The sequence below is a fragment of the Cupriavidus alkaliphilus genome, assembly GCF_014191175.1.
GTDB lineage: Bacteria > Pseudomonadota > Gammaproteobacteria > Burkholderiales > Burkholderiaceae > Cupriavidus > Cupriavidus alkaliphilus.
This window is the reverse complement of sequence record NZ_JACHWE010000009.1, coordinates 228,864-252,165: the sequence shown is the minus strand read 5'-3', so window position 1 is coordinate 252,165 and position 23,302 is coordinate 228,864. Positions and strand designations below refer to the sequence as shown.

Annotated in this window: 23 protein-coding genes; 9 read left to right on the top strand and 14 right to left on the bottom strand. The window is 68.1% G+C overall.

What is annotated here, in order from left to right; genetic code table 11:
• Positions 1-112: 112 nt before the first annotated feature.
• The 3 genes from FHX60_RS24865 to argS form a co-directional block, all read right to left on the bottom strand.
• Positions 113-748, bottom strand: coding sequence for a thiol:disulfide interchange protein DsbA/DsbL (locus FHX60_RS24865; protein WP_112776122.1), 636 nt, complete (start codon positions 746-748; stop codon positions 113-115).
• A gap of 137 nt (positions 749-885) precedes the next feature.
• Positions 886-1,611, bottom strand: a complete 726-nt coding sequence (locus tag FHX60_RS24860; protein WP_183284941.1) for an SPOR domain-containing protein — start codon at positions 1,609-1,611, stop codon at positions 886-888.
• A 100-nt stretch (positions 1,612-1,711) separates the two neighbouring features.
• Complete coding sequence (gene argS / locus FHX60_RS24855) at positions 1,712-3,499, bottom strand: arginine--tRNA ligase (RefSeq protein WP_183284940.1); 1,788 nt, start codon at positions 3,497-3,499, stop codon at positions 1,712-1,714.
• 278 nt (positions 3,500-3,777) lie between these two features.
• On the opposite strand from argS, the gene FHX60_RS24850 reads away from it, so the two are divergent.
• Positions 3,778-4,101, top strand: coding sequence for a DUF1840 domain-containing protein (locus FHX60_RS24850; RefSeq protein WP_112776119.1), 324 nt, complete (start codon positions 3,778-3,780; stop codon positions 4,099-4,101).
• A 193-nt stretch (positions 4,102-4,294) separates the two neighbouring features.
• Here FHX60_RS24850 and FHX60_RS24845 read toward each other — a convergent pair whose 3' ends face one another.
• Together FHX60_RS24845 and FHX60_RS24840 are read right to left on the bottom strand one after the other, a co-directional pair.
• A complete protein-coding gene (locus FHX60_RS24845) occupies positions 4,295-4,723 on the bottom strand; it encodes a DUF883 family protein (protein WP_092315167.1) in 429 nt (142 codons plus the stop codon).
• Between the two features lie 53 nt (positions 4,724-4,776).
• A complete protein-coding gene (locus tag FHX60_RS24840) occupies positions 4,777-4,944 on the bottom strand; it encodes a DUF1328 domain-containing protein (protein ID WP_010812883.1) in 168 nt (55 codons plus the stop codon).
• A 332-nt stretch (positions 4,945-5,276) separates the two neighbouring features.
• Here FHX60_RS24840 and FHX60_RS24835 point away from each other — a divergent pair, with 332 nt between their 5' ends.
• Positions 5,277-6,680, top strand: coding sequence for a sensor histidine kinase (locus FHX60_RS24835; RefSeq protein WP_183284939.1), 1,404 nt, complete (start codon positions 5,277-5,279; stop codon positions 6,678-6,680).
• 4 nt (positions 6,681-6,684) lie between these two features.
• Here FHX60_RS24835 and FHX60_RS24830 read toward each other — a convergent pair whose 3' ends face one another.
• The 5 genes from FHX60_RS24830 to FHX60_RS24810 all read right to left on the bottom strand — a co-directional run bounded on the left by FHX60_RS24830 (position 6,685) and on the right by FHX60_RS24810 (position 12,640).
• On the bottom strand, positions 6,685-7,092 hold the full coding sequence (locus FHX60_RS24830) for a response regulator (RefSeq protein ID WP_092315171.1): 408 nt from the start codon (positions 7,090-7,092) through the stop codon (positions 6,685-6,687).
• 54 nt (positions 7,093-7,146) lie between these two features.
• Complete coding sequence (locus tag FHX60_RS24825) at positions 7,147-7,779, bottom strand: response regulator (RefSeq protein WP_018006648.1); 633 nt, start codon at positions 7,777-7,779, stop codon at positions 7,147-7,149.
• Positions 7,780-8,088: 309 nt separating this feature from the next.
• Entirely contained in the window at positions 8,089-8,550 is a 462-nt protein-coding gene (locus tag FHX60_RS24820) for a hypothetical protein (RefSeq protein ID WP_092315173.1), read from the bottom strand.
• A gap of 262 nt (positions 8,551-8,812) precedes the next feature.
• The gene (gene metH / locus FHX60_RS24815) at positions 8,813-11,560 is read right to left on the bottom strand and encodes a methionine synthase (protein ID WP_112776117.1); all 2,748 of its coding nucleotides are present in this window, start codon (positions 11,558-11,560) and stop codon (positions 8,813-8,815) included.
• Between the two features lie 18 nt (positions 11,561-11,578).
• Positions 11,579-12,640 carry a homocysteine S-methyltransferase family protein gene (locus FHX60_RS24810; protein ID WP_112776116.1) on the bottom strand — a complete coding sequence of 354 codons (1,062 nt, stop codon included), beginning with the start codon at positions 12,638-12,640 and terminating at the stop codon, positions 11,579-11,581.
• A gap of 198 nt (positions 12,641-12,838) precedes the next feature.
• Between FHX60_RS24810 and FHX60_RS24805 the strand changes: the two genes are divergently transcribed.
• Positions 12,839-13,231: a rhodanese-like domain-containing protein gene (locus FHX60_RS24805; RefSeq protein WP_018006652.1), complete on the top strand. Its 393-nt coding sequence runs from the start codon at positions 12,839-12,841 to the stop codon at positions 13,229-13,231.
• A 104-nt stretch (positions 13,232-13,335) separates the two neighbouring features.
• Here the strand turns inward: FHX60_RS24805 and FHX60_RS24800 are convergent, their stop codons facing one another.
• The 4 genes from FHX60_RS24800 to FHX60_RS24785 form a co-directional block, all read right to left on the bottom strand.
• A complete protein-coding gene (locus FHX60_RS24800) occupies positions 13,336-13,593 on the bottom strand; it encodes a BTH_I0359 family protein (protein WP_012351433.1) in 258 nt (85 codons plus the stop codon).
• Between the two features lie 226 nt (positions 13,594-13,819).
• Entirely contained in the window at positions 13,820-14,662 is an 843-nt protein-coding gene (locus tag FHX60_RS24795) for an alpha/beta fold hydrolase (protein ID WP_183284938.1), read from the bottom strand.
• A gap of 53 nt (positions 14,663-14,715) precedes the next feature.
• Positions 14,716-15,726 carry a DUF3108 domain-containing protein gene (locus FHX60_RS24790; protein ID WP_311730769.1) on the bottom strand — a complete coding sequence of 337 codons (1,011 nt, stop codon included), beginning with the start codon at positions 15,724-15,726 and terminating at the stop codon, positions 14,716-14,718.
• 58 nt (positions 15,727-15,784) lie between these two features.
• Positions 15,785-16,618, bottom strand: a complete 834-nt coding sequence (locus FHX60_RS24785; protein WP_092315181.1) for an IclR family transcriptional regulator — start codon at positions 16,616-16,618, stop codon at positions 15,785-15,787.
• A gap of 179 nt (positions 16,619-16,797) precedes the next feature.
• On the opposite strand from FHX60_RS24785, the gene FHX60_RS24780 reads away from it, so the two are divergent.
• From FHX60_RS24780 to FHX60_RS24755, 6 genes are all read left to right on the top strand, one after another.
• Complete coding sequence (locus FHX60_RS24780; RefSeq protein WP_112776114.1) at positions 16,798-17,805, top strand: Bug family tripartite tricarboxylate transporter substrate binding protein; 1,008 nt, start codon at positions 16,798-16,800, stop codon at positions 17,803-17,805.
• A gap of 74 nt (positions 17,806-17,879) precedes the next feature.
• Complete coding sequence (locus FHX60_RS24775; protein WP_112776113.1) at positions 17,880-18,860, top strand: fumarylacetoacetate hydrolase family protein; 981 nt, start codon at positions 17,880-17,882, stop codon at positions 18,858-18,860.
• Between the two features lie 129 nt (positions 18,861-18,989).
• A complete protein-coding gene (locus FHX60_RS24770; protein WP_112776112.1) occupies positions 18,990-19,823 on the top strand; it encodes an enoyl-CoA hydratase/isomerase family protein in 834 nt (277 codons plus the stop codon).
• Positions 19,824-19,888: 65 nt separating this feature from the next.
• Positions 19,889-20,725, top strand: coding sequence for a PhaM family polyhydroxyalkanoate granule multifunctional regulatory protein (locus FHX60_RS24765; RefSeq protein WP_183284937.1), 837 nt, complete (start codon positions 19,889-19,891; stop codon positions 20,723-20,725).
• Positions 20,726-20,763: 38 nt separating this feature from the next.
• Entirely contained in the window at positions 20,764-22,041 is a 1,278-nt protein-coding gene (locus tag FHX60_RS24760; protein ID WP_183284936.1) for a patatin-like phospholipase family protein, read from the top strand.
• Between the two features lie 203 nt (positions 22,042-22,244).
• Positions 22,245-23,108, top strand: coding sequence for a ferritin family protein (locus tag FHX60_RS24755; RefSeq protein WP_018006661.1), 864 nt, complete (start codon positions 22,245-22,247; stop codon positions 23,106-23,108).
• Positions 23,109-23,302 lie beyond the last annotated feature (194 nt).

The following is a 23,302-nucleotide window of genomic DNA, read 5'->3' as shown; positions in this document are numbered from 1 at the left end:
ATACCAGCCGTTTGGCGAACCACAGGCCGTTGTCTTCCGGCCGGGGTACTCTCTCTCCCGCAAGCGGCAGCGGGGAGAAAACCAGCGGCTTAAGCAAGGCCGCCGGTCACATTTACATCTTCTTCGCCTTGATCTGCTCCACCAGGTAATCCATGGTCTGCACCGCGCCCTGCTTGTTGCCGGCGATCGACGGCGAGGTCACGTACTTGCCCTGCACCACCACGGTCGGCACGCCGTCGATCTTGTAGGCGTCGGCGATCTTGTTGGCGCGCTGCGAGTTGGTCGTCACCGTGAACGAGTTGTACGCATCCAGGAAGGCCTTGCGGTCGACGCCGTTCTTGGCCATGAAATCGGCGATCTCGTTGGTGTCGGTCAGGCGCTTGCGGTCCACGTGGATGGCGCTGAAGACCTTGTTGTGCATGGCGTCGAGCTTGCCGATGGCTTCCAGCGCGTAGAAGATCTTGGTGTGCGGCAGCAGGTCGTCGCGGAACGCGACCGGCACGCGCTTGAACACCACGTTGCCGCCCTGCTTCTTGACCCAGGCTTCCAGGTCGGGCTCGAACTCGTAGCAGTGCGGGCAGCCATACCAGAAGAACTCGGTCACCTCGATCTTGCCCGCCGCGACCGGCTGGGGTGTCTTCAGGACCTGGTACTCCTTGCCTTCGGTGGGTGCCGCCTGCGACGGGGCGGACATCAGCAGGCCGCCCACGGCGGCGAACATGGCGAACAGTGCGGCGAGTTTTTTCATATCAGAACGGCCTTGCGGTTTGGACGATGAGCGTATGACAGCGGCGGCGGCACCCGGTTCATCGGCGCGCCCGCCGCTTCTGGCAGGAACCTGTTGCTGCGGTGTTGCGGCGGTTACCGGGTATTAAGCGGTGCCGCCTACTGCTTGGTAAAGCGGATCACCGAGGCCTCGAAACCGGACGACTGCAGCCGGTCGCGTGCCTTGTTCATGTCTTCGATGCGATTGAACGGCCCCAGGCGCACCCGGTACATCTTGACGCCGTTGACGTCACGCTCGGTGATGCGAGCCTCGAAGCCCTGCATCGCCAGGTTGGCCTTCTGGCGGTCGGCGTCGTCCGACGAGCGGAACGCGCCCACCTGCAGCAGGTAGCCAACCTTGTGCGCGTCGGCCTGGGCGATCTCGGCGATCGGGTCCGACACCGGCTTCTCGGCGGGCTTGGTCGCGAGCGGCTTGTCAGCCGGCTTCTCGACGGGCTTGTCCAGCGGCTTGTCCAGCGGCTTGTCCAGCGGCTTCTCCGCCGGGCGGGTCGCCACCGGCGGCTGGCCGTTCTGCTTGGGCTCCGGCTCCGGCGCCTGGCCCACCGGCTTGGCCGGGGTCTTGCTCCACAGCGGCTTGTTCGGGTCGCTCGGGCCTTCGTCGGCGCGCTGGGCCGGGGCCGGCAGCTGGCTGGTGACGTTGCCGGGCTCGCTCGGCCGGGGGGCGTGTTTCTGCTGGAACGGCGTCGGCGACTTGGTGATGTACAGGGCGACCACCACGGCGATGGCCAGCCCGACGATCAGCCCGAGCACCAGGCCCAGGAACGTACCGCCGCGCTGCTGGCTGCGGCGGACATTGCGCGACTCGCGCTTGCGTTGCTGTTGCATGAAGTCCTCTTCGGTGATGCCGGGATTATAGAGCCAGTGCCGCCGCCGGCCGCACTGGATCGTCCCCGGGGCCGGCGAGTGCCGGGCGCCGGCTGCTTGCTTACATGCGGCGCGGGGCGGACACCCCGATCACCGCCAGGCCGTTGCGCAGCACCTGGCGCGTGGCCGCCAGCAGCGCCAGGCGGGCGCGCTTGACGGCTTCGTCGTCGACCAGCACGCGGTCGGCGTTGTAGAAGGCATGGAAGTCGCCGGCCAGGTCGCGCAGGTAGAACGCCACCGCGTGCGGCGCCAGTTCTGACGCGGCGGCCGCCAGCATGTCCGGGAACTCGGCCAGGCGCTGTCCCAGCGCCAGCGCCTGGGCACTGGCTTCGGCGCCGGTCACGGCGGCCAGGTCGGCGCCGGCCAGGTCGGCCAGGCGGGCTTCCCAGTCCGCGCCGCCCCACGACTCGAAGATCGAGCAGATGCGGGCATGGGCGTACTGGACGTAGTACACCGGGTTCTCGTCGTTCTGCTTGAGCGCCAGGTCGACATCGAACACGAACTCGGTATCGGCCTTGCGCGACAGCAGGAAGAAGCGCACCGCGTCGCGGCCGCGCGTGAAGTGCGCGGGCCAGTCGGCGACGCCGCCGTCCAGGCAGCCGCGAATGGTCTCGTCGCCGCCGTTGGACCATTCGATCAGGTCGCGCACGGTGACGTAGGAGCCGGCGCGCTTGGAGATCTTGACCTCCTCGCCGTTCTTCATCACGGTGACCATCTTGTGCAGCACGTAGTCGGGATAGCCCTGCGGGATGCCGATGTCCAGGCCCTGCAGGCCGGCGCGCACGCGCGCAATGGTGCCGTGGTGGTCGCTGCCCTGCACGTTGATGACCTTGGTGAAGCCGCGCTCCCACTTGGTGGTGTGGTAGGCCACGTCCGGGACGAAGTAGGTATAGGTGCCGTCGCTCTTCTTCATCACGCGGTCCTTGTCGTCGCCGTCGTCGGTGGTGCGCAGCCACAGCGCGCCCTCGCTCTCGTAGGTCTTGCCCTTACCGATCAGCGACTGCACCGCGGCGTCGACGCGGCCGTCGCTGTACAGCGACGACTCCAGGTAGTAGCGGTCGAACTTGACGCCGAAGGCCTGCAGGTCGATGTCCTGCTCGTTACGCAGGTAGGTCACGGCGAACTTGCGGATCGAGTCGATGTCCTCGACGTTGCCCGAGGCGGTCACCGGCTCGCCGTCGGAGGCGCTGACGGTCTTGCCGGCGAGGAAGTCGGCGGCGATGTCGGCGATGTAGTCGCCGTTGTAGGCGGCCTCGGGCCAGCTGGCATCGCCCGGCTTCAGGCCGCGCGCGCGCGCCTGCACCGACAGCGCCAGGGTCTGGATCTGCACGCCGGCGTCGTTGTAGTAGAACTCGCGGTGCACGTGCCAGCCCTGCCACGACAGCAGGTTGGCGAGCGCATCGCCCAGCGCCGCCTGGCGGCCGTGGCCGACGTGCAGCGGGCCGGTCGGGTTGGCCGAGACGAACTCCACCAGCACCTGGCCATGCACGCCGCGCTCGCGCGCGCCGTAGTGGTCGCCCTGGCCCAGCACCGCGCGCAGCACGTCGGCCTTGGCCGCCGGCGTCAGGCGCAGGTTGATGAAGCCGGGGCCGGCGATCTCCATGGCCGCGACCAGCTCCTGCGCGCGCGCATCGGCCTGCACCGCGGCGACGATGCGCTGCGCCAGCTCGCGCGGATTGCGCTTGAGCGCGCGCGCGACCTGCATCGCGACATTGCAGGCGAGGTCGCCATGGGCGGCCACCTTGGGCCGCTCGAAGGTGACCGCGGGCAAGGTGGCATCGGCCGGGGCGAGCGCACGCACGGCATCGGTGAACGCGGCGGCAAGATTGGAGGTCTGAACAGGCAGCATGGATGTCGGAAGCCCTGTGGGCTGGTATTCAGGCGCAGGCCCCGCGGGCCGCGCCGGTGCCACGAACGCGGCAAGTGACGGCGAATCAACGCCGCGCCGCGTGTCAGGCATGGGAATCGGGAACGCGCAATTTTATCAGGTGCTATGCTGACATCATGCGCAAGGACGGCCACGGACCACAAACCGCCCCGGCGGCCGCCCCCCACCGTGCCCGAACCGGCGCGGCATCCCGCCCCGGGGACGCCGCCCCACCGTTCCCCGTGAAAGGAAAAACCATCATGCTGATCACCTTCAAATCCCACGCCGCGCAGGACCTGATCATGATGAAGGATCTGGCCGTGACGCTGCTGGGCATCATCGGCAAGCATCTCGGGGAACGGGGGGTGATCACCGTCGAAGAACTGCCGCACGCGATCCACAGGCTCGAAGCAGCCGTGGCCGATGCGCGCCGCGGGCATCCGGCCGACACTGCGGTCGAGGCCCGGCCCGAGGCCGACGAAGAAGAGGAAGAGCCGCTGCACCTGGGGCAGCGCGCCTATCCCTTCCTCGACATGCTGCGCGCCTCGCAGCGCGAAGGGGCCAATGTTCTCTGGGGTGTCTGAACCGTCTGCGGGCCGCAAGACGCTGAGCGCCGCTGCGTGCCGGTCCACCGCCCGCGGATAAAAAAACACCCGGCACCACCGTTGGCGGCCGGGCTTCCGGACGAGGGTTCCGGAAAGGGGGGAATTCCGGCGGAGCCCGGCTGGCGCGCCAGGCGGGTCTCCGCGTCAGGTCTTTTCTGCTGAATCCGCGCGGCTATTCCTCATCGGCATGGTGCCGGCCATTGGCCAGCAGCAGCCCGATCACCGCGCCGACAGCGGCGGCGATCGCCACCGCCTTCAGCGGGGATTCGGCCACGCGGTGCTGGGCCTGCACCACCGCGCCATCCATGCGTTCGCGCGCGCGCATCATGCCGTCGGCGGTCTGGGCGCGCAGGCGATGCGCCATGTCGCTGGCGCGTTCGCGCAGGCGGTGGCCTGCCTGGAGGCTCTCGGCAGAGCCCTCGCGAGCCAGCACCTGGATGGTGTGCTCGAGTTGCGAGATCAGCGACTTGACTTCGCTGGACACCGGCGCCGCAGCCTCGCGCGTATCGCGCGCGGCATGCTTGATATGGCGGATCGCACTGTCGGCACTGTCGGACAGGTGGTTCAGTTCCTTCCGGACTTTAGGGTTCTGCGTCAGCATACGGTCTCCTCAGGTTCGGGTCGACGAGGGCGTGATACCGGCTTGCGCCGGCTTCATCGTCCCCTGCGAACGAGTCCCATCACCGCGGCGACCAGCGCCACGACCAGGAAGATGAAGAACAGGATCTTGGCGATTTCCACGGCGCCGGCAGCAATTCCGCCGAAGCCGAAAATCGCGGCGATCAGGGCGATGACAAAAAATACGAGTGCATATTGCAGCATGGCTAGGCTCCCGAAGATTTCGGACCAGGCCAGGCGCCCTGGCTGGGCCCATGTGAGGCTTGCGCCAACGGGTGCAAGCTCATAGCCTCATCGTAGAAAGCCACGCTTCGTGCCAATACCGACAGGCAGCCGATTCCACTGTCAGCCAAGTCCTACAACGCCTGCCGGGCGCCACGCAGGCACTGCGCAGTGCGCGCAACAGGGCTGAGGTGCTGGCGCGAAGCGCGACCCGGAAGCCGGCGCCGGGTTGACCCATGGCGGTCGATGTGATTCCATGGGCCCTCCCTTGGCGCCGCGGCGGGCGAGCGCGCCTTCTCGATAGGAATTGCCCCATGTTCAAGCAGTCATTTCTCCCTCACACGCTGCTGCTCGCGGGCGGCATCCTGCTGACCCTGGCGGTGCTGGTGGCGTCGGAAACCGGCAATATCCGCCTGCGCGAAAGCTATACCGACGTGATCCGCTCGCAGCGCCTGCAGACCGAGCTGGCCGCGCTCAACGGCGAGCTGGTCAATGCCGAGGCCGGCCAGCGCGGCTTCCTGCTGACTGGCAAGGAAAGCTACCTGGAGCCCTACTACAAGGCGCTGCCGCGCATCGCCGAGCTGATGGCGCAGATCCGCGCGGGCTACGCCAACGACCCGGAGGGCCTGAAGCAGTTCGGCGATACCTCCAAGCTGGTCAACAGCAAGCTCAACGAGATGGCGCTGACGCTGGTGTACGGCAAGCGCGACCTGGAAGTGGCGCTGGACCTGATCCGCACCGACTACGGCAAGCAGACCATGGACAACGCGCGCCGCGGGCTCGACCAGCTGCAGGCGCGCGAGGCCGGCGCGGTCTCGCACCGGCTCGAGGGCGCCGAGAACGACGTGCAGCTGTCGCGCTATGGCATCGGCCTGCTCACGGCGATCAACATCATCCTGCTGATGGCGGTCGGCATCGGCCACGCCAAGCGGCTGGCAATGGCCGAGGCGGTACGCACCCAGCTGGAAGAGGAAAGCGTAAGGCTGGACCGCAAGGTGCGCGCGCGCACGCGCCAGCTGTCGGCGCTGGCGGGCCACCTGCAGCGCGTGACCGAAGACGAGAAGACCCGGCTCGCGCGCGAACTGCATGACGAACTGGGCGCGATCCTGACCGCGATCAAGCTGGACCTGCACTGGGTGCGCCGCAAGGTACAGGCGGACCAGCCGGTGGCGGCCGAGCGCCTGACGCGCGTGATGCTGCACGTGGACCAGGGCATCCAGATCAAGCGCCGCCTGATCGAGGACCTGCGCCCTACCGTGCTGCTCAACCTTGGCCTGCGCGCCGCGGTGTGCCAGCTGGTCGAGGAAGTGGGCGCGCGCAACAACTGGCAAACCCAGGTCAGCGTGCCCGAAGACCTGCCGGCGCTGCGCGACGAAGCCGCGATCGCGTTGTACCGGATCGTGCAGGAATCGCTGACCAATGCCAGCAAGTACTCCGAGGCCAGGCATGTCGAGGTATCGCTGGCGTGCCAGGGCGAGCTGCTGACGCTGACCGTGCGCGACGACGGCAAGGGACTGCCGCCCGACTTCGATGCCGGCAGCACGGCCGGCCACCACGGACTGTTGGGGATGGAGCAGCGCGTCACCGCGCTGGGCGGCAGCATGCAGATCGATTCGTCACCGGATGCCGGGGTACGGATCCGGATCGAGGTGCCGCTGACCGCATCGGTACTGGCGCCCGCAGAAGAACCCGAGAGCCCGGAGCCGGCGCGCGCCTGACGCTTCAGGGCTGCGGCGCGGCGTGCTCCTCGATCACGCGGAACACCTGCTCCAGCTCCAGGGATTTGTCGAAAAAGTAGTCGGCACCCGCCTCGGCGCACTGGCGCCGGTACATCTCGAGCTGGGCATGGTTGGTGTAGACGATGCGCACCGTGCCGTTGTTGGCGCGCTGCATGGCACGCAGCACATTGATGCCGTTACCCTGGCGCAGCTGCAGGTCGACGATGGCCACGTCGTACGTGCCGGCGGCAAGCAGGCGCAGGGCCATGGCTTCGGTATCCGCCCAGTCGACGTTCTCGACAAACGGGAAATCCTTCAGGTATTCAAGCAGCATGCCGCGCAGGACCGCCGAATCTTCAATCAGCAGCACGTTCAGCGCCCGGTAGGAAGTGTTCGAATCCTGCTCCGACATATTGTGTATTGCGGTCCCTTCCGGGGCGACCCGCGCGGGGCCGCGATTGAACTGCTATTCCACCAGGCCGTTCTTGATCGCGTAGTAGGTCAGGTCGGCGTTGGTCTTCATGCCCATTTTCTCCAGGATGCGCGAACGGTAGGTACTGACGGTCTTGACGCTGAGGAACAGCTCGTCGGCGATCACCGACACCGACTGCCCGCGCGACAGCTTGCAGAAGATCTGGAACTCGCGCTCGGACAGCATCTGGTGCACCGGCTGCTCGGTCGGCTTGTCGAGCCCCCCGATCAGCAGGTCGGCCACCGTGGCGCTGACGTAGCGGCGGCCCTGCGCCACCGTGCGGATCGCCTTGACCAGGTCGTCGGGTGCGCTTTCCTTGGTCAGGTAGCCGGATGCGCCGGCACGGATCAGGTTGATCGCGTACTGGTCTTCCGGGTACGTCGACAGGATCAGCACCGGCAGGTCGGGCTTGCGCTGGCGGATCAGCTTGAGCACATCGATGCCGTTGCGGTCCGGCATCGAGATGTCCAGCACCAGCACGTCGAACTCGGCATCGCGCAGCTGCGCCATGACTTCGTCGCCACTGCCGGCCTCGCCGGTGACCTGGATATCGGGTTCTTCGGAAATGAACTGACGCAGCCCGGCACGCACAATCTCGTGGTCGTCGGCGATCAGGACGCGGATCATGTGGGGCTCCACGGGTTTATCGGACCGGCACTTTGGCCCGGTGCACGTCGGGTGCAGGCGGAACCGCTTGCGATGTTGTCATTGTAGTGCCGCGCGCGGGCGCGGGCTGTCGGTGTCAGGCTGACAATGCGGCGTGGCGGCAAGGCCGGCCGCGGGCACGTTGTGGCTGCCGCAAAAGCAAAGCGGGACGGATAAGATCCGTCCCGCTTTGCTGCGGCGCGTCAGGCCCGTGAACTTCCCTGGAGGGGGCCCGGCGCGGCCTGCACCGGTAGAGGCTGTGGCTAGTACTGCAAGCGACTACCCGGGTGCTTACTGCGCTTTCGCGCCAGCTTCCGCGCCGGCGCTCACGCCCACGTTCGCGTCGGCCTTCGACTTCTTGGTCGACTTGGCGGCGTGCTTGCCATGCTTGGCCTTGCTGCCGGCCTCTGCCTTGGCTGAGCCGGTGGCGTCGGCGGCGGTGCCCACGCCCTTGTCGACGGCGGCGCCCGCGGTCGACAGGCCCTTGTCAGCCGCCGTGCCCGCCGCGGACAGGCCCTTGTCGGTGGCCGCGCCGGCGGTCGACAGGCCCTTCTCGGCCGCGCCCGCGGCACCCGTTGCGGCGCCGCCGACGGCGTTCAGGCCACCCTGCGCCGCCGCTGCGGGCGCGGGCGTGGTCACCGAGGCACCGACATCGGCCTTGGCGCCGACGGCGCCGCCGGTGCCCTGGGCCATGGCCAGCGAGGAAGCCGCGGCGATCGACAGTGCGGACAGGGAGAGCAGCAGTTTCTTCATGGACAGACTCCTTTCAGGATGCCCCACGGCGAAACATTCGCCGCGGTGATCACGCTGGTGATTGCGTGTATCGAGCCCTCAGTCTAGGGAGCCGGACTGCGCCGGTCTGTGAGCAGTTGAAAGGCACTGTAAGGAGTTGTGAGGCGGCCCGCGCGCCACGTCGGCGGCGCTGTGCCGGCCGTCCGCTGCGCTTTTCCTGCCGCATCAACGGGCTGGCGGCGGCGCACCGCCGCCGCCGCTGCCAACCGGGCGTCGCACCCGGTTACAGGTTGGGTGCCAGCGCGCGCGCCACCGCGGCGCGGTCTTCGTGGCGGCGTGCCGCCATGTCGTCGAGCTGGTCCTGGCCGATCTTGCCGATGGTGAAGTAGGTCGACGCGGGATGCGCCAGGTAGAAGCCGCTGACCGAGGCCGCCGGCGTCATCGCCAGCGACTCGGTAATGCCCATGCCGATCTCGGCCGCGTCGAGGAATTCGAACATCGGTCCCTTGACGGTGTGCTCCGGGCAGGCCGGATAGCCGGGCGCCGGACGGATGCCGCGGTATTTTTCGGCGATCAGCTCGTCGTTGCTCAGGGTCTCGGCGGCGTCATAGCCCCACAGGTCCTTGCGCACGCGCTCGTGCAGGCATTCGGCGAAGCCTTCGGCCAGGCGGTCGGCCAGCGCCTTGAGCATGATCGCGCTGTAGTCGTCGTGGTCGGCCTCGAACTGCGCCTCCTTCTTGTCGACGCCCAGGCCCGCGGTCACGGCGAAGATGCCGACATAGTCGGCGATGCCGCTGTCCTTCGGTGCGACAAAGTCCGCAAGACAACGGTTGGGCCGGCGCACGCCGTCGACCACCGGGCGCTCGCTCTGCTGGCGCAGGTTGTGCCAGGTCAGCGCGACCTTGCTGCGGGTCTCGTCGGTGTAGATCTCGATATCGTCGTCGTTGACGGTATTGGCCGGCAGCAGCGCGATCACGCCGTTGGCGGCGAGCCAGCGGCCCTGGATCAGCCGCGACAGCATCGCCTTGCCATCCGAGAACACCTTGCGCGCCGACTCGCCGACGATCTCGTCGTTGAGGATGTCGGGGAATTTGCCGGCCAGGTCCCAGGTCTGGAAGAACGGGCCCCAGTCGATGTAGTTGGCCAGTTCGGCCAGGTCGTAGTTGCGGAATACGCGGCGGCCGATGAACTTCGGCTTCGGCGGCACGTAAGTGCTCCAGTCGATCGGCGTCTTGTTGGCGCGCGCCTGCGCCAGCGTCACCATCGGCGTGGCCTTTTTGTTGGCGTGCTGGGTGCGGATGCGCTCGTAGTCGCTCTTCAGCTCGTCCAGGTACCTGGCCGCGCCTTCGTCGGACAGCAGGCTCGACGCCACGCTGACCGAGCGCGAGGCGTCCGGCACGTACACCACCGGGCCTTCGTAGTTGGGCGCGATCTTGACCGCGGTATGCACGCGCGAGGTGGTGGCGCCGCCGATCAGCAGCGGGATCTTCTTCACGCGGAAGTAGTCGTCGCGCTGCATCTCGGACGCGACGTAGGCCATCTCTTCCAGCGACGGCGTGATCAGCCCCGACAGCCCGACGATGTCAGCGCCCTCGACCTTGGCCTTGGCCAGGATCTCGTTGCACGGGACCATCACGCCCATGTTGACCACTTCGAAGTTATTGCACTGGAGCACCACCGAGACGATGTTCTTGCCGATGTCGTGCACGTCGCCCTTCACGGTGGCGATCACGATCTTGCCGCGCGCCTTGACGTCGCCGCCGGCCTCGGCTAGCAGGCGCTTCTCTTCCTCGATGAAGGGCAGCAGGTGCGCCACCGCCTGCTTCATCACGCGCGCGCTCTTGACCACCTGCGGCAGGAACATCTTGCCGGCGCCGAACAGGTCGCCGACGATGTTCATGCCATCCATCAGCGGGCCTTCGATCACCTCGATCGGGCGGCCGCCGCGCGCCGCCACCTGCTGGCGCACTTCCTCGGTGTCCTCGACGATAAAAGTGGTGATGCCGTGCACCAGCGCATGCGCCAGGCGCTCGCCCACCGGCACCGGCTGCTCGGGCGTGCCGCGCCAGGCCAGGTTTTCTTCCTTCTTCGCGCCGCCGCCCTTGTAGCGGTCGGCGATTTCCAGCAGGCGGTCGGTGGAATCCTCGCGGCGGTTCAGCACCACGTCTTCGACGCGCTCGCGCAGTTCGGGATCGAGCTGGTCATACACGCCGAGCTGGCCGGCGTTGACGATGCCCATGTCCATGCCGGCGCCGATCGCGTGGTACAGGAACACGGTGTGGATGGCCTCGCGCACCACGTCGTTGCCGCGGAACGAGAACGACACGTTGGAGACGCCGCCGCTGACCTTGGCGTACGGCAGGTTCTGCTTGATCCAGCGCGTGGCCTCGATGAAGTCCACGGCATAGTTGTTGTGTTCCTCGATGCCGGTCGCGACCGCGAAGATGTTCGGGTCGAAGATGATGTCTTCCGGCGGGAAGCCGACTTCATTGACCAGGATGTCGTAGCTGCGCTGGCAGATCTCGGTCTTGCGCGCGAAGGTATCGGCCTGGCCCTTCTCGTCGAAGGCCATCACCACGCTGGCCGCGCCGTAGCGGCGGATCAGCTCGGCATGGTGGCGGAATTGCTCCTCGCCCTCCTTCAGCGAGATCGAGTTGACCACCGGCTTGCCCTGCACGCACTGCAGGCCGGCCTCGATCACCTCCCACTTGGACGAATCCAGCATGATCGGCACGCGCGCGATGTCGGGCTCGGACGCGATCAGGTTCAGGAACCGGACCATCGCGGCCTTCGAATCCAGCATGGCCTCGTCCATGTTGATGTCGATGATCTGCGCGCCGTTCTCGACCTGCTGGCGGGCCACCGCCAGCGCCTCGTCGAACTGGCCGTTCAGGATCATGCGCGCGAAGGCCTTGGAGCCGGTCACGTTGGTGCGCTCGCCGACGTTGACGAACAGCGTGTCGTCGTCGATGGTGAAGGGCTCGAGGCCGGACAGGCGCATCGGGCGCGGGGGCAGTTTGTTCTCGCTCATGTTGTCAGGCTCTCGGGCTCAGGCGGCGTCGCGGTACTGGCCGGGCCAGCTGCGGGGTTTCTTGTCGGCCACGCGCTGGGCGATGGCGGCGATATGCTCGGGCGTGGTGCCGCAGCAGCCGCCCACCAGGTTCACCAGCCCGGAGGCGGCGAACTCTTCCACCAGCGCCGACGTGACCTCGGGGGTTTCATCGAATCCCGTGTCGCTCATCGGGTTCGGCAAACCCGCGTTCGGATAGCACGACACCGCGGCGTCGCAGATCTTGGCCAGCTCGGCGACATACGGACGCATCAGCGTGGCGCCCAGCGCGCAGTTCAGGCCGAAGGTGACCGGGCGCGCATGGCGCAGGCTGTTCCAGAACGCCTCGACGGTCTGGCCCGACAGGATCCGGCCCGAGGCATCGGTCACGGTGCCTGAGATCATCACCGGCACGCGCTCGCCGGTGTCCTCGAACAGCTGGTCGATGGCGAACAGCGCGGCCTTGGCGTTAAGCGTGTCGAAGATGGTCTCGACCAGGAACACGTCGGCGCCGCCTTCGAGCAAGGCCTTGCCCTGTTCGTAGTACGACTCGCGCAGCTCTTCGAAGGTGACGTTGCGCGCGCCGGGGTCGTTCACGTCGGGCGAGATGCTGGCGGTCTTGGGCGTGGGACCGAAGGCGCCGGCGACGAAGCGCGGCTTGTCGGGCGTGCTGTACTTGTCGCAGGCGGCACGCGCCAGGCGCGCGGCCTCGACGTTCATCTCGTACGCCAGTTCGGCCATCTTGTAGTCTTCCTGCGCCACGCGGGTGGCGCCGAAGGTATTGGTCTCGATCAGGTCGGCGCCGGCGGCCAGGTATTGCTCGTGGATCTCGCTGATGACCTGCGGGCGCGTCAGCACCAGCAGTTCGTTGTTGCCCTTCACGTCCACCTTGTGCTCGGCGAAGCGCGTGCCGCGGTAGTCGGCCTCGCTCAGCTTGTAGCGCTGGATCATGGTGCCCATGGCGCCATCCAGGATCAGGATGCGTTCTTGCAGCAGCCGGGGCAACTCGGCAGCCCGGGTGTAGGGGCGCGGTGCGGCCGCGCGGGATTCAGGGGCACTCATGGCGGGGACTCTGGAAAGGCGGGGCCGGCGGAGCTTCGACGGTAGGCCGCGGTGGCCGATGGCGGCCAAAGAGGTGCGATTTTATCAGGTGTATCAAGGCCTTGCGGGCGCCGTCGGTTGCCTGCCGGACGCTCCGGCGCCTACACTGAGAGACGTAAACATCACCGTCAGGCGGCCCGCGCCGCGCCTCTTCCGACCATGCAACACCTGTCCCCGACCGACGCCCACGCCTTGCTGGCGCAATCGCCCGAGACGCTCTTCATCGACTGCCGCAGCGAGATGGAATACCTGTTCGTCGGCCATCCCAAGGGCGCGCACAACGTGCCCTGGAACGACGGCCCCGACTGGGAGGTCAACCCGCATTTCGTGCAGATGGTGAAGAAGCTCGCCGGGCAGGCGTCGGCGCGGCCGGTGCTGCTGATCTGCCGCAGCGGCAACCGCTCGTCCGCCGCGGCACGTGCGCTCGAGGGCGCAGGGTTCTCCAACGTCCGCTTTGTGCTGCACGGCTTCGAGGGCGACCTCGACGCGGAGCGCCACCGCAACACGCTCAACGGCTGGCGCCACGACGGGTTGCCGTGGGAGCAGTACTGAGCCATCGCACGCGGCAAGAACGCAAAAGCCCGCCGAAGCGGGCTTGATCCTCGTTGCGAAACCGGGCGGCGCGGCGGCTCGGGGCGCCGGCCCGGCGTGGCCGCTCAGTGCATTACCAGCGGGTGCGTCATCACGTTGTCGAACTTGCCGAGGAAGTCATCGACCTCCTCCACCGACGGCTCGCTTTCGATCAGCCGCTTCACATCCGCACGGAAGCTCTCGGCAAGCTGGCCACCGAGGAAAATCTCGCGCTTCAGGTTCTTGTCGACGATTTCGTAGCCGCCGAACTCCAGCGGGGCTTGCTCGACATCCGCACCGAACTCGACGATGCAGTAGTTGTCGCTGTTGTAGATCATTTGCATGGCACACCTCCTGGGCGTCATGGATGGGCGGCTCGCCCTTGTGGTTCTTGCCTCAGTTGTTGCCATGAGGGGGCGCCGCGGCTTTACCTCCAAACTTGGGGTGACCGGCGGGAAATCAAGTTATTGGGTGCCTGTCACCACGTTGCCACGATTTTCTGCCTTACATGAATTGGGCATCGGCCAATGCAACAAGTTTCTTGAGCCTGGAACATCAGTGTGTTGCTTGTCACGGAACGTCGCACTGGCCCCCACATGCGGCACTCCCCAGGAAGGCGTCCAGCGCGGCGTGGAAGCGTTCCGGCTGCTCCACGTGCACCAGGTGCGCCGCTTGCGGCACCACCTCGAGCCGCGACCCGGCGATCGCCGCGGCAATGCTCTGTGCCATCGCCACGGTAGCGCCCTGGTCCTGCTCGCCCGCTACTACCAGCGTAGGACAATGAATGCGGGAAAGCGCGCCCGCCAGGTCGAAAGCCATGATGGCCTCGGCCACACCCACGTATCCACGTACCGGAGTCGCCACCAACGTGTCGCGGATACGCAACACTTGGTCCGGATGTGACGCATGAAACGCCGGCGTCAGCCAGCGCCCGAGAGTGGCATCGGCGAGTCCAGCCATGCCGTGGGCCTCGGCCTGGCCGATGCGGTTGTGCCACATCGGGTGGGCCTCCATCGGGGTCTGGCTATTGGTTGCTACCAGCGTCAGCGAGAGCAGCCGCTCCGGATGGCGCAGCCCCATGCTCTGGCCGATCATCCCGCCGACCGAGATGCCGCAGAAGTGCGCCTGCGGGATCTGCAGCGCATCCATCACCGCGACCACGTCGTCGGCCAGCCGCGTCATGGTGTAGGGGCCGAGCGGGGCATCGCTGGCGCCATGGCCGCGCAGGTCCGGGCGCACCACGCGGTAGCGGCTGGCCAGGTGCCTGGCGGTGAGGTCCCACAGGGTATGGTCGGCCGCCAGGGCATGGGCCAGGATCACCCAGGGCCCGTCGGCGCCATCCAGGCGCACGTGCAGGTCGGCGCCGTCGGCGTGGATGCGGCGGGTTTCGGTGGGCGGCGTTGCAACGGTCATGGCTGGGACTCCTTTCGGTCAAAGCCTGCGTGGATCTGCGCGAACCCGCGGCGCTACGGTCCTTCCCTGCCGCGGTACACCAGGTCGATCTGGGTGCCGTCGGGCTCGGTCTGGCGCAACCGCACCGGCATCCAGCCGAGCGACTGCGCCAGCCAGACCTCGACGCGGCGCCGGTCGTTGGCGCGGCGCGGCAGCCGCACAAAGTGCTTGGCGCGCACCACGCCCTGGCCGGTGTCGACCTCGACCTCTCCAACATACTGCACTTGCATCGGTTCCACATCCCGGGTGTCGGCCACCTGGAACGATTCCGTCACACCGGGCGTGACGTAGCGCTGGGGATTGCCGCGCACCAGCCCCACCAGTTGCAGGAAGACGCTGAAGCGGTCCTGGGCGCCGGGCGGGAACGGCGCCTGCGCGCCCGAGGCAAAGGCCACCGTGCCGGCCGCGGTGTCGATGCGCGAGGCCTCGACCTTGTTGCGGCGGCGCTCTTCGTAGCGTTCCGGCAACAGCCCCTGCTCGGCCAGCGCGCCGCTGCTCTGGAAGGCAAAGCGGAACCACAGCACGCGGGTCTCGACCGCGAGCCGGTAGCGGCTGCCGTCCTGCTCCCAGCGGATCAGTCCGTCCGGGTTCTGCACGCCGTTGACGAAGCTGGCGTAATGCATGGTCGCCGAAGGGGGCGCGCTGTAGCGCACGCCGTTGACGCCGCCTTGCGGCCCGCCGGACGGGGCCGGCGCGGCGGCGGCCGCGGGCGCGGCCGCGCTGCCTTCGCCGCCGCTGCCGGCAGCCATCTCGGTAGCGCCCTGCGGGCTGGTGGCAAGCGGCGGCGCCGGCTCGGGCGCGGGAGCGGGCACTTCCGGTTCAGGTTGCGGCGCCGCGGGCTTGGGCTGCGGGCGCGGCGCGCGCGCGATCGGCCGTGGCTTGGGTGGCGCCGGCGGCGCCGGCGGCGGCAACAGCACGGCTTCCAGCGTGGGGGTGTTGCTGACATCGACCGGGATCAGCGGACCGGGCATGCGCACCAGGCCCACCACCGCCATCAGGTGGACCAGCAGCACCAGCGCAATCACAACGATCCAGCGGCGCCGGCGCCAGACGCGGGGATCCGCGCCGGGGCGGGCGGGGGGATCAGGCTTGGCCGGTTTGTCCGGCCGGGGGGGCGGCACCAAGGTAGCCGAGTTCCGATGAGAGCTGTTGGGCGATGGCGCGCACGCGGCGGTCCATCGTACCGCCCCATTCTGCATCGAATATGCTTTGCGCGCCCAGCACGATCAGTCCCATGGCGAGATGGCCGTTGGCGTCGAACACCGGCATCGAGAACGCGTTGATGCCCGGCAGCACGCCGCCGAGCGTGCGCGCGGCGCCGTGTGCGCGTACCTCTGCGCAGATTGCGTCGTAGTCGGCCAGCGTGTGCGGCATGTCCGGCACGCCGTCATGGCCGCGCGCGCCCAGCTCGCGCTCGATCAGCGGCAGCGTCTGCCTGCGCGGCAGGTAGGCGCCGTAGAGCCGGCCGGTGGCGGAGTTGAGCATCGGCATCACGTCGCCCAGGCGCAGGCTGACGGTGACCGGATGGCTGGACTCCTCCCAGTGCACCACCGTGGGACCGTGGTTGCCCCACACGGCGATGCCGGCGGTCAGGTCGAGCTCGTCGCGCAGCTGCGACAGGATCGGGCGCGCCTTCTTGACCGGGTCGAGGCGGTTCAGCCCGGCCAGCCCCAGCTGCAGCGCGAACGGCCCCAGGTCATAGCGCCCGCTCACGGGATCCTGCGCCACCGCGCCCAGCCGCATGAAACTGACCAGGTAGCGGTGGGCCTTGGCCGGGTTCATGTCGGCGGCGGCGGCCAGGTCACGCAGCATCATCGCGCGCGGCGATGCCGCCAGCGCCTGCAGCAGCCTGAAGCCCACCTCGATGGACTGGATGCCGGAACGCAGCTTGGCGTCTTCTTCTTCGATCTCTGACATGCGGGTGGCAGGGGGTGTGCTTGCTGGCTGGGGGAGGGAAAAATCCTAGGTAAATTTACTATAGCGAAATCGATTTACCAATTTTTAAGTGCTCGGTAGACTTTCTTCGCTACAGACCTGGCCGGCGGGCGCACGTGCAGCCCGCCACACCGGGCCCCGTTTTACCATGGAGACCACCGATGCGCCCCCCTGGCTACTTCCGCCCCGCTCTTGCCGCCCTCGCCGCCCTGACCGCCGCGCCCCTGCTCGCCCTGCTGTGCACCGCCAGCGCTCCTGCGCGCGCCGACAACTGGCCGTCGCAGCCGATCCGCTGGGTGGTGCCCTACCCCGCCGGCGGCGGCACCGATGTGGTGGCGCGCACCGTGGCCCAGGCGATCACGCCGGCGCTGGGCAAGCAGGTGGTGATCGACAACCGGCCGGGCGCCGCCACCATCGTCGGCGCCGACGCCGTGGCGCATGCCAAGCCCGACGGCTACACCGTGCTGACCGCCGATACCGCCACGCTGGCCGCCAATCCGTCGCTGTACAAGAAGCTGCCGTACAACGCCGACAAGGATTTCGTCTATGTCGGCCAGCTGGCGCGCTTTCCGCTGGTGCTGGTGGCCAACCCGAATTTCCCCGCGCGCACGCTCAAGGAAGCGATCGACTACGCGCAGAAGCATCCGGGCAAGGTCAACTTTGCCTCGCCGGGCGCGGGCAGCCCGCACCATCTGGCGATGGAGCTGTTCATGGACCAGACCCGGGTCAAGATGACGCACGTGCCCTACAAGGGCGCCGCGCCGGCGGTGCAGGACCTGCTGGCAGGGCAGGTCGACCTGATGTTCCTGGACCTGGCCTCGGGCCAGCAGAACGTGCAGGCCGGAAAGCTGCGCGCGCTGGGCGTGGCCACCCCCAAACGCCTCACCGTGCTGCCCAGTGTGCCCACCGTCGCCGAAGGCGGCGTGGCGGGGTTCGAGGCCTACGCCTGGCAAGGCATGGTGGCGCCGGCCGGTACGCCCAAGGCCGTGGTCGCGCGGCTGAACGCCGAGCTGGTCAAGGCGCTGAAGACGCCCGAGGTGCAGAAGAAGCTCGAAGGCGTGGGCGTCGAAGCGGTGTCGAGCACGCCCGAGGAATTCGCCAGCTACGCGCGCGCCGAGGCCGAGCGCTGGGGCAAGCTGATCAAGGCCAAGGGCATCACGGTCGACTGAGCGGCGCGCGCACCGCGTTAGACTAGCGCCCATTGCGCCTGCCCCGGCAGGCGCCCCGATCCCTACCGCATCCCATGAAACTCGCAACCCTGAAGGACGGTTCGCGCGACGGCCAGCTGGTGGTCGTGTCGCGCGACCTGAAGACCGCGCACTTCGCCACCGACATCGCCGGCAAGCTGCAGACCGTGCTCGACGACTGGCAGTTCTACGCGCCGCAGCTGCAGGACCTGTACGACGCGCTCAACGGCGGCCGCGCCCGGCATCCGTTTGCGTTCGCGCCAAAGGACTGCATGGCGCCGCTGCCACGCGCCTACCAGTGGGCCGACGGCTCGGCCTACGTCAACCATGTCGAGCTGGTGCGCAAGGCGCGCGGCGCCGAGATGCCGCCCGAATTCTGGACCGACCCGCTGATGTACCAGGGCGGTTCCGACGATTTCCTGGGCCCGCATGACGACATCGTCTGCGCCAGCGAGGCCTTCGGCATCGACTTCGAGGCCGAGGTGGCGGTGATCACCGGCGACGTGAAGATGGGCGCCACCCCGGAGCAGGCCGGCGATGCCATCCGGCTGGTGATGCTGGCCAACGATGTCTCGCTGCGCAACCTGATCCCGGCCGAACTGGGCAAGGGCTTCGGCTTCTTCCAGAGCAAGCCGGCGACGGCGTTCTCGCCGGTGGCGGTAACCCCGGACGAACTGGGCGACGCGTGGCGCGAGCGCAAGGTACACCTGCCGATGACCGTGCACTGGAACAGCAGGAAGGTGGGCCAGCCCGACTGCGGCACCGACATGGTGTTCGACTTCGGCCAGCTGATCGCGCATATCTGCAAGACGCGCAACGTGCGTGCCGGCAGCATCGTCGGCTCGGGCACGATCTCCAACGTCGACCGCAAGAAGGGCTACTGCTGCATCGCCGAGAAACGCATGCTCGAGACCATCGACGAAGGCAAGCCGGCGACCGAATTCATGAAGTTCGGCGACGCGGTCAAGATCGAGATGTTCGACGCGCAGGGCCATTCGGTCTTCGGCGCGATCGACCAGCTGGTGGCGGCGGCCTGAGGCGCGGCGGGCGGGGGAGCGCAGCCGCGCGCCGGATTTGCATATAATTAACCGACCGATCGGTTGGTAAATCTGGTTGCAGTCACCTTGCGTCCGGCGCCCGCGCCGGCGTCCACTTCAAAGGCCCCCATGACCACGCCCTCCGCTGACACCTCCACCCTGTCACCGCGTTACGCGCGCTACCGCGCGCTGACCCTGCGCCGCCACGGCCCCATCCTGGAAATCGTCATGGGCGCGGCCCAGTCGGCCAACCAGAAGCTGGCCACCGCGGACGCCAACATGCACCGCGAGCTGGCCGAAATCTGGCGCGACGTCTCCGCCGACCCCGAGGTGCGCGTCGCGCTGATCCGCGGCGAGGGCAAGGGCTTCTCCGCCGGCGGCGACCTCGCGCTGGTCGAGGACATGGCCAACGACTTCGACACCCGCACCCGCGTCTGGCACGAGGCGCGCGACCTGGTCTACAACGTCATCAACTGCGACAAGCCGGTGGTCTCGGCGATGCACGGACCGGCCGTCGGCGCCGGCCTGGTGGCGGGCCTGCTGGCCGATATCTCGATCGCGGCGAAGACCGCGCGCATCGTCGACGGCCATACCCGGCTGGGCGTGGCCGCCGGCGACCATGCCGCGATCGTGTGGCCGCTGCTGTGCGGAATGGCCAAGGCCAAGTACTATCTGATGCTGTGCGAGTCGGTCAGCGGCGAAGAGGCCGAGCGGATCGGCCTGGTCTCGCTGGCGGTGGATGAGGACGAACTGGTGGCGCGCGCGTTCGAGGTGGCCAACCGGCTGGCGGCGGGGTCGCAGAGTGCAATCCGCTGGACCAAGTACGCCCTCAACAACTGGCTGCGCATGGCCGGCCCCGCTTTCGATACCTCGCTGGCGCTCGAATTCATGGGTTTTGCCGGCCCCGACGTGCACGAAGGCATGGCGAGCCTGCGCGAAAAGCGGCCGCCTCAGTTCAGGTAACGACGACGCAGCCGCGCTCCCGGAGGTCCGGGCACCGGGCTGCGCCGCACACGGAGCGCGCGACCATGTTCGGACAGATTCCCGATTTCACCAACGGCTTCGACTTCATGCGCCGGCTATGGGGCGGCGCCGGCATGCCTGGCGGACTGATGCCCGGCCTGCAGGCGATGACGCCGCCGATGGACCTGGAAGACCTCGACAAGCGCATCGCCGACCTGAAGGCGGTGGAAAGCTGGCTGCAACTCAATACCAACCTGCTGCGCACCACCATCCAGGGGCTGGAAGTGCAGCGCGCCACGCTGGTGGCGCTGCAGACCTTCGGCAACGCGCTGTCGCCCGAGGCGATGCAATCGGCGATGGAAAACGTCGCGCGCGCGGCCAACGCGCCCAGCGCCGAGGCGCCGCAACGCACCGGCGCGGATACCGGAGCCAATACCGGCACGGACAACCGCAGCGGCGCACCGGCCGAACCGCCGGCCGCCGAGGAGGCGCAGGCCGCCGCCGGCGACACCGATGCCGGCCCGGCGCCCAACGCCGCGCTGTGGTGGGACATGCTGCAACAGCAGTTCAACCAGATTGCCAGCGGTGCCGCGGCGGCCAGCATGGTGCCGTTCGGCATGGGCGGCATGGGCGGCATGGGCGGTTTTGGCGCAGCCGGCGCCGCCCCGCCAGCCGGCACCACCCAGTCCGGCGCAGAGAAACCGAAGACCGCTGCGGCCGGCAAGACGCCTTCGGCTAGTACCGCCAGCCCTGCCGCGAAGAAGGCGCCGGCGAAGAAGGCGCCGGCGAAGAAAGCGGCAGCCAAGAAGCCGGCCAAGGCGGGGCCGGCCCGGGACGCGGGCGAGGGTGGCAACGGCGGCAATGGCAGCAACAACGGCGCCGGCGGCAGCGTCACCAACTGATCCCGCCGCAGCCTGACGCCCCCTTCCCCCAACCGCCCATGCACCGCGATTCCCTGCCGCTGCCCCCGGCGGCGCCTCCGTCCGGTCCCAACCCCGCCGCTACCGCCCTGATCCTGACGGGCGGCGGCGCGCGCGCCGCCTACCAGGCCGGCGTGCTCAACGGCGTGGCGCGCATCGCCGCGCGTCATGGCAAGGCGCAGGCGGCGCTGCCGTTCGGCATCATTGCCGGGACTTCGGCCGGGGCCATCAACGGCGCGGGGCTGGCCATCCACGCCGGCAACCTGGAAGCCGCCACGCAGAGCCTGGGCGCGCTCTGGCACAGCATCCATGCCGACGAGGTCTATCGCACCGATGTGCTGCGCGTGGGCGTGTCGGGGGCGCGCTGGCTGTCGACGCTGGCGCTGGGCTGGGCCACCCAGCGGCGCGCGCCGCGCGCGCTGTTCGACAACACGCCGCTGGGCAGCATGCTGGGCGAGCTGTTCGAGCCCGCGCGGGTGCAGGCCAGCCTCGACAGCGGCGCGCTGCAGGCGTTCGCGGTCACGGCGCTGTCGTACAGCACCGGGCGCCACGTGACCTTCTACCAGTCGCTCCACCGCATCCATCCGTGGCACCGCAGCCAGCGCATCGCGGTGCCGGCGCAGATCACGGTGGACCACCTGCTGGCATCGTCGTCGATCCCGTTCCTGTTCCCCGCCATGCCGCTGGAACTCGACGGGCACCACGAGTGGTTCGGCGACGGCACCATGCGCCAGATGTCGCCGCTGTCGCCGGCGATCCACCTGGGCGCGTCGCGCATCCTGGCGATCGGCGCGGCCTCGCGCCAGCGCTCGGGCTGGTTCGATACCATGCCGGGCGGCGGCTATCCGTCGCTGGCACAGGTGGGCGGCCAGGCGCTGGCCAGCATCTTCCTGGACGGCTTGAACGCCGACCTGGAGCGGCTGCTGCATATCAACCGGCTGCTCGCGCGCATGCCCGAGGTGGCCGGCGACCGCGAGGGCTGGCGCCCGGTGCAGGTGATGACGGTGGCGCCCAGCGAGCCGATCGAGGCCATCGCCGCCGAGCACCAGAAGCAGTTGCCGCGCACCGTGCGCGCGCTGCTGGCGCCACTGGGCGGCACCGAGGCGCGCGGCGCCGCGTTCGCCAGCTACCTGCTGTTCGAGCCGGCCTTTACGCAGGCGCTGATCGCGCTGGGCGAGCGCGACGCCGAAGCCCAGGCCGACGAGCTGGCGGCTTTCCTCTACGGCATCGTGCCCGGTACGGCGCCGGCCGCGCCCGGCACGGGCGACCAGGCGGCCGAGCAGGCCGTCTCTCCCTGAGCTGCCGCCGTCACATGACGGTCTCGGAAGGCGCCCGCGCTGTCACTTTGACGCGCCGCCGCGGCGCTGATCGCCCGGAAAATGCAGAAGGCGTCGGCAAACGACCGCCGAGCGTTGCATATTTGCCCCGCGCCGGGCGAAAAAAGGAGAGAAGAGAATAATTCGCATCTGGTAGAATCTGCCCGTAATTTCAAAGGCTTACCATGCTCTACCCCGAACTGTTCAAATCGTTGGAAGCCGTCCGCTGGCACATGGACAAGGACATCCCCTGGGATACCTTCGACGCCAGCATGCTGACGGACGACCAGGCCAAGACCATTCGCATGAATGCGATCACGGAATGGTCCGCCCTGCCCGCGACCGAGATGTTCCTGCGCGACAACCGCCACGACTCTGACTTTTCGGCGTTCATGAGCATCTGGTTCTTCGAGGAACAGAAGCATTCGCTGGTGCTGATGGAGTACCTGCGCCGCTTCCGCCCGGACCTGGTGCCGACCGAGGAAGAACTGCACGCGGTGCGCTTCGAGTTCGACCCGGCCCCGCCGCTGGAAACGCTGATGCTGCATTTCTGCGGCGAGATCCGCCTGAACCACTGGTACCGCCGTGCCGCCGAATGGCACACCGAACCGGTGATCAAGCATATCTACCGCACCCTGTCGCAGGACGAAGCCCGCCACGGCGGCGCCTACCTGCGCTACATGAAGAAATACCTGGCGCAGTTCGGCGACAGCGCGCGCGCGGCCTTCGCCAAGATCGGCGTGCTGATGGCATCCGCGCGTCGCACCGAGAAGCCGCTGCACCCGACCAACCTGCACGTCAACAAGGCGCTGTTCCCCAACGACACGGTGCAGTCGCGCCTGCCGGACCCCGACTGGCTCGAGAAATGGCTGGACGAGCAGATCCGCTTCGACGAAGGCTGGGAGAAGAAGGTCATCGAACGGATCCTGCACAACATGTCGCTGCTGTTCGAACGTACCTTTGAAACCGTGCAGGACCTGAACCGCTACCGCAAGGAGCTGAACGCCAGCCTGCAAGGCGCCGGCGCGGCCCGCCCGGCGCAGGCCTGAGCGTCCGGGACCGGAAAAAAAATGCCCCGCCGAAGCGGGGCATTTTTTTGCCTTCTTTTTTACCTTCACGCATTCCCGACAAATGCGGCCCGCGGCGGCGCGCCGGATGGTCCGGCCCGCGCGGGCAGGGTGCAACGCCGTTTTCCTGTTCCCGGAAATACGGTGCCGCGGATGATAAGCGCGCCAGCGGCTGC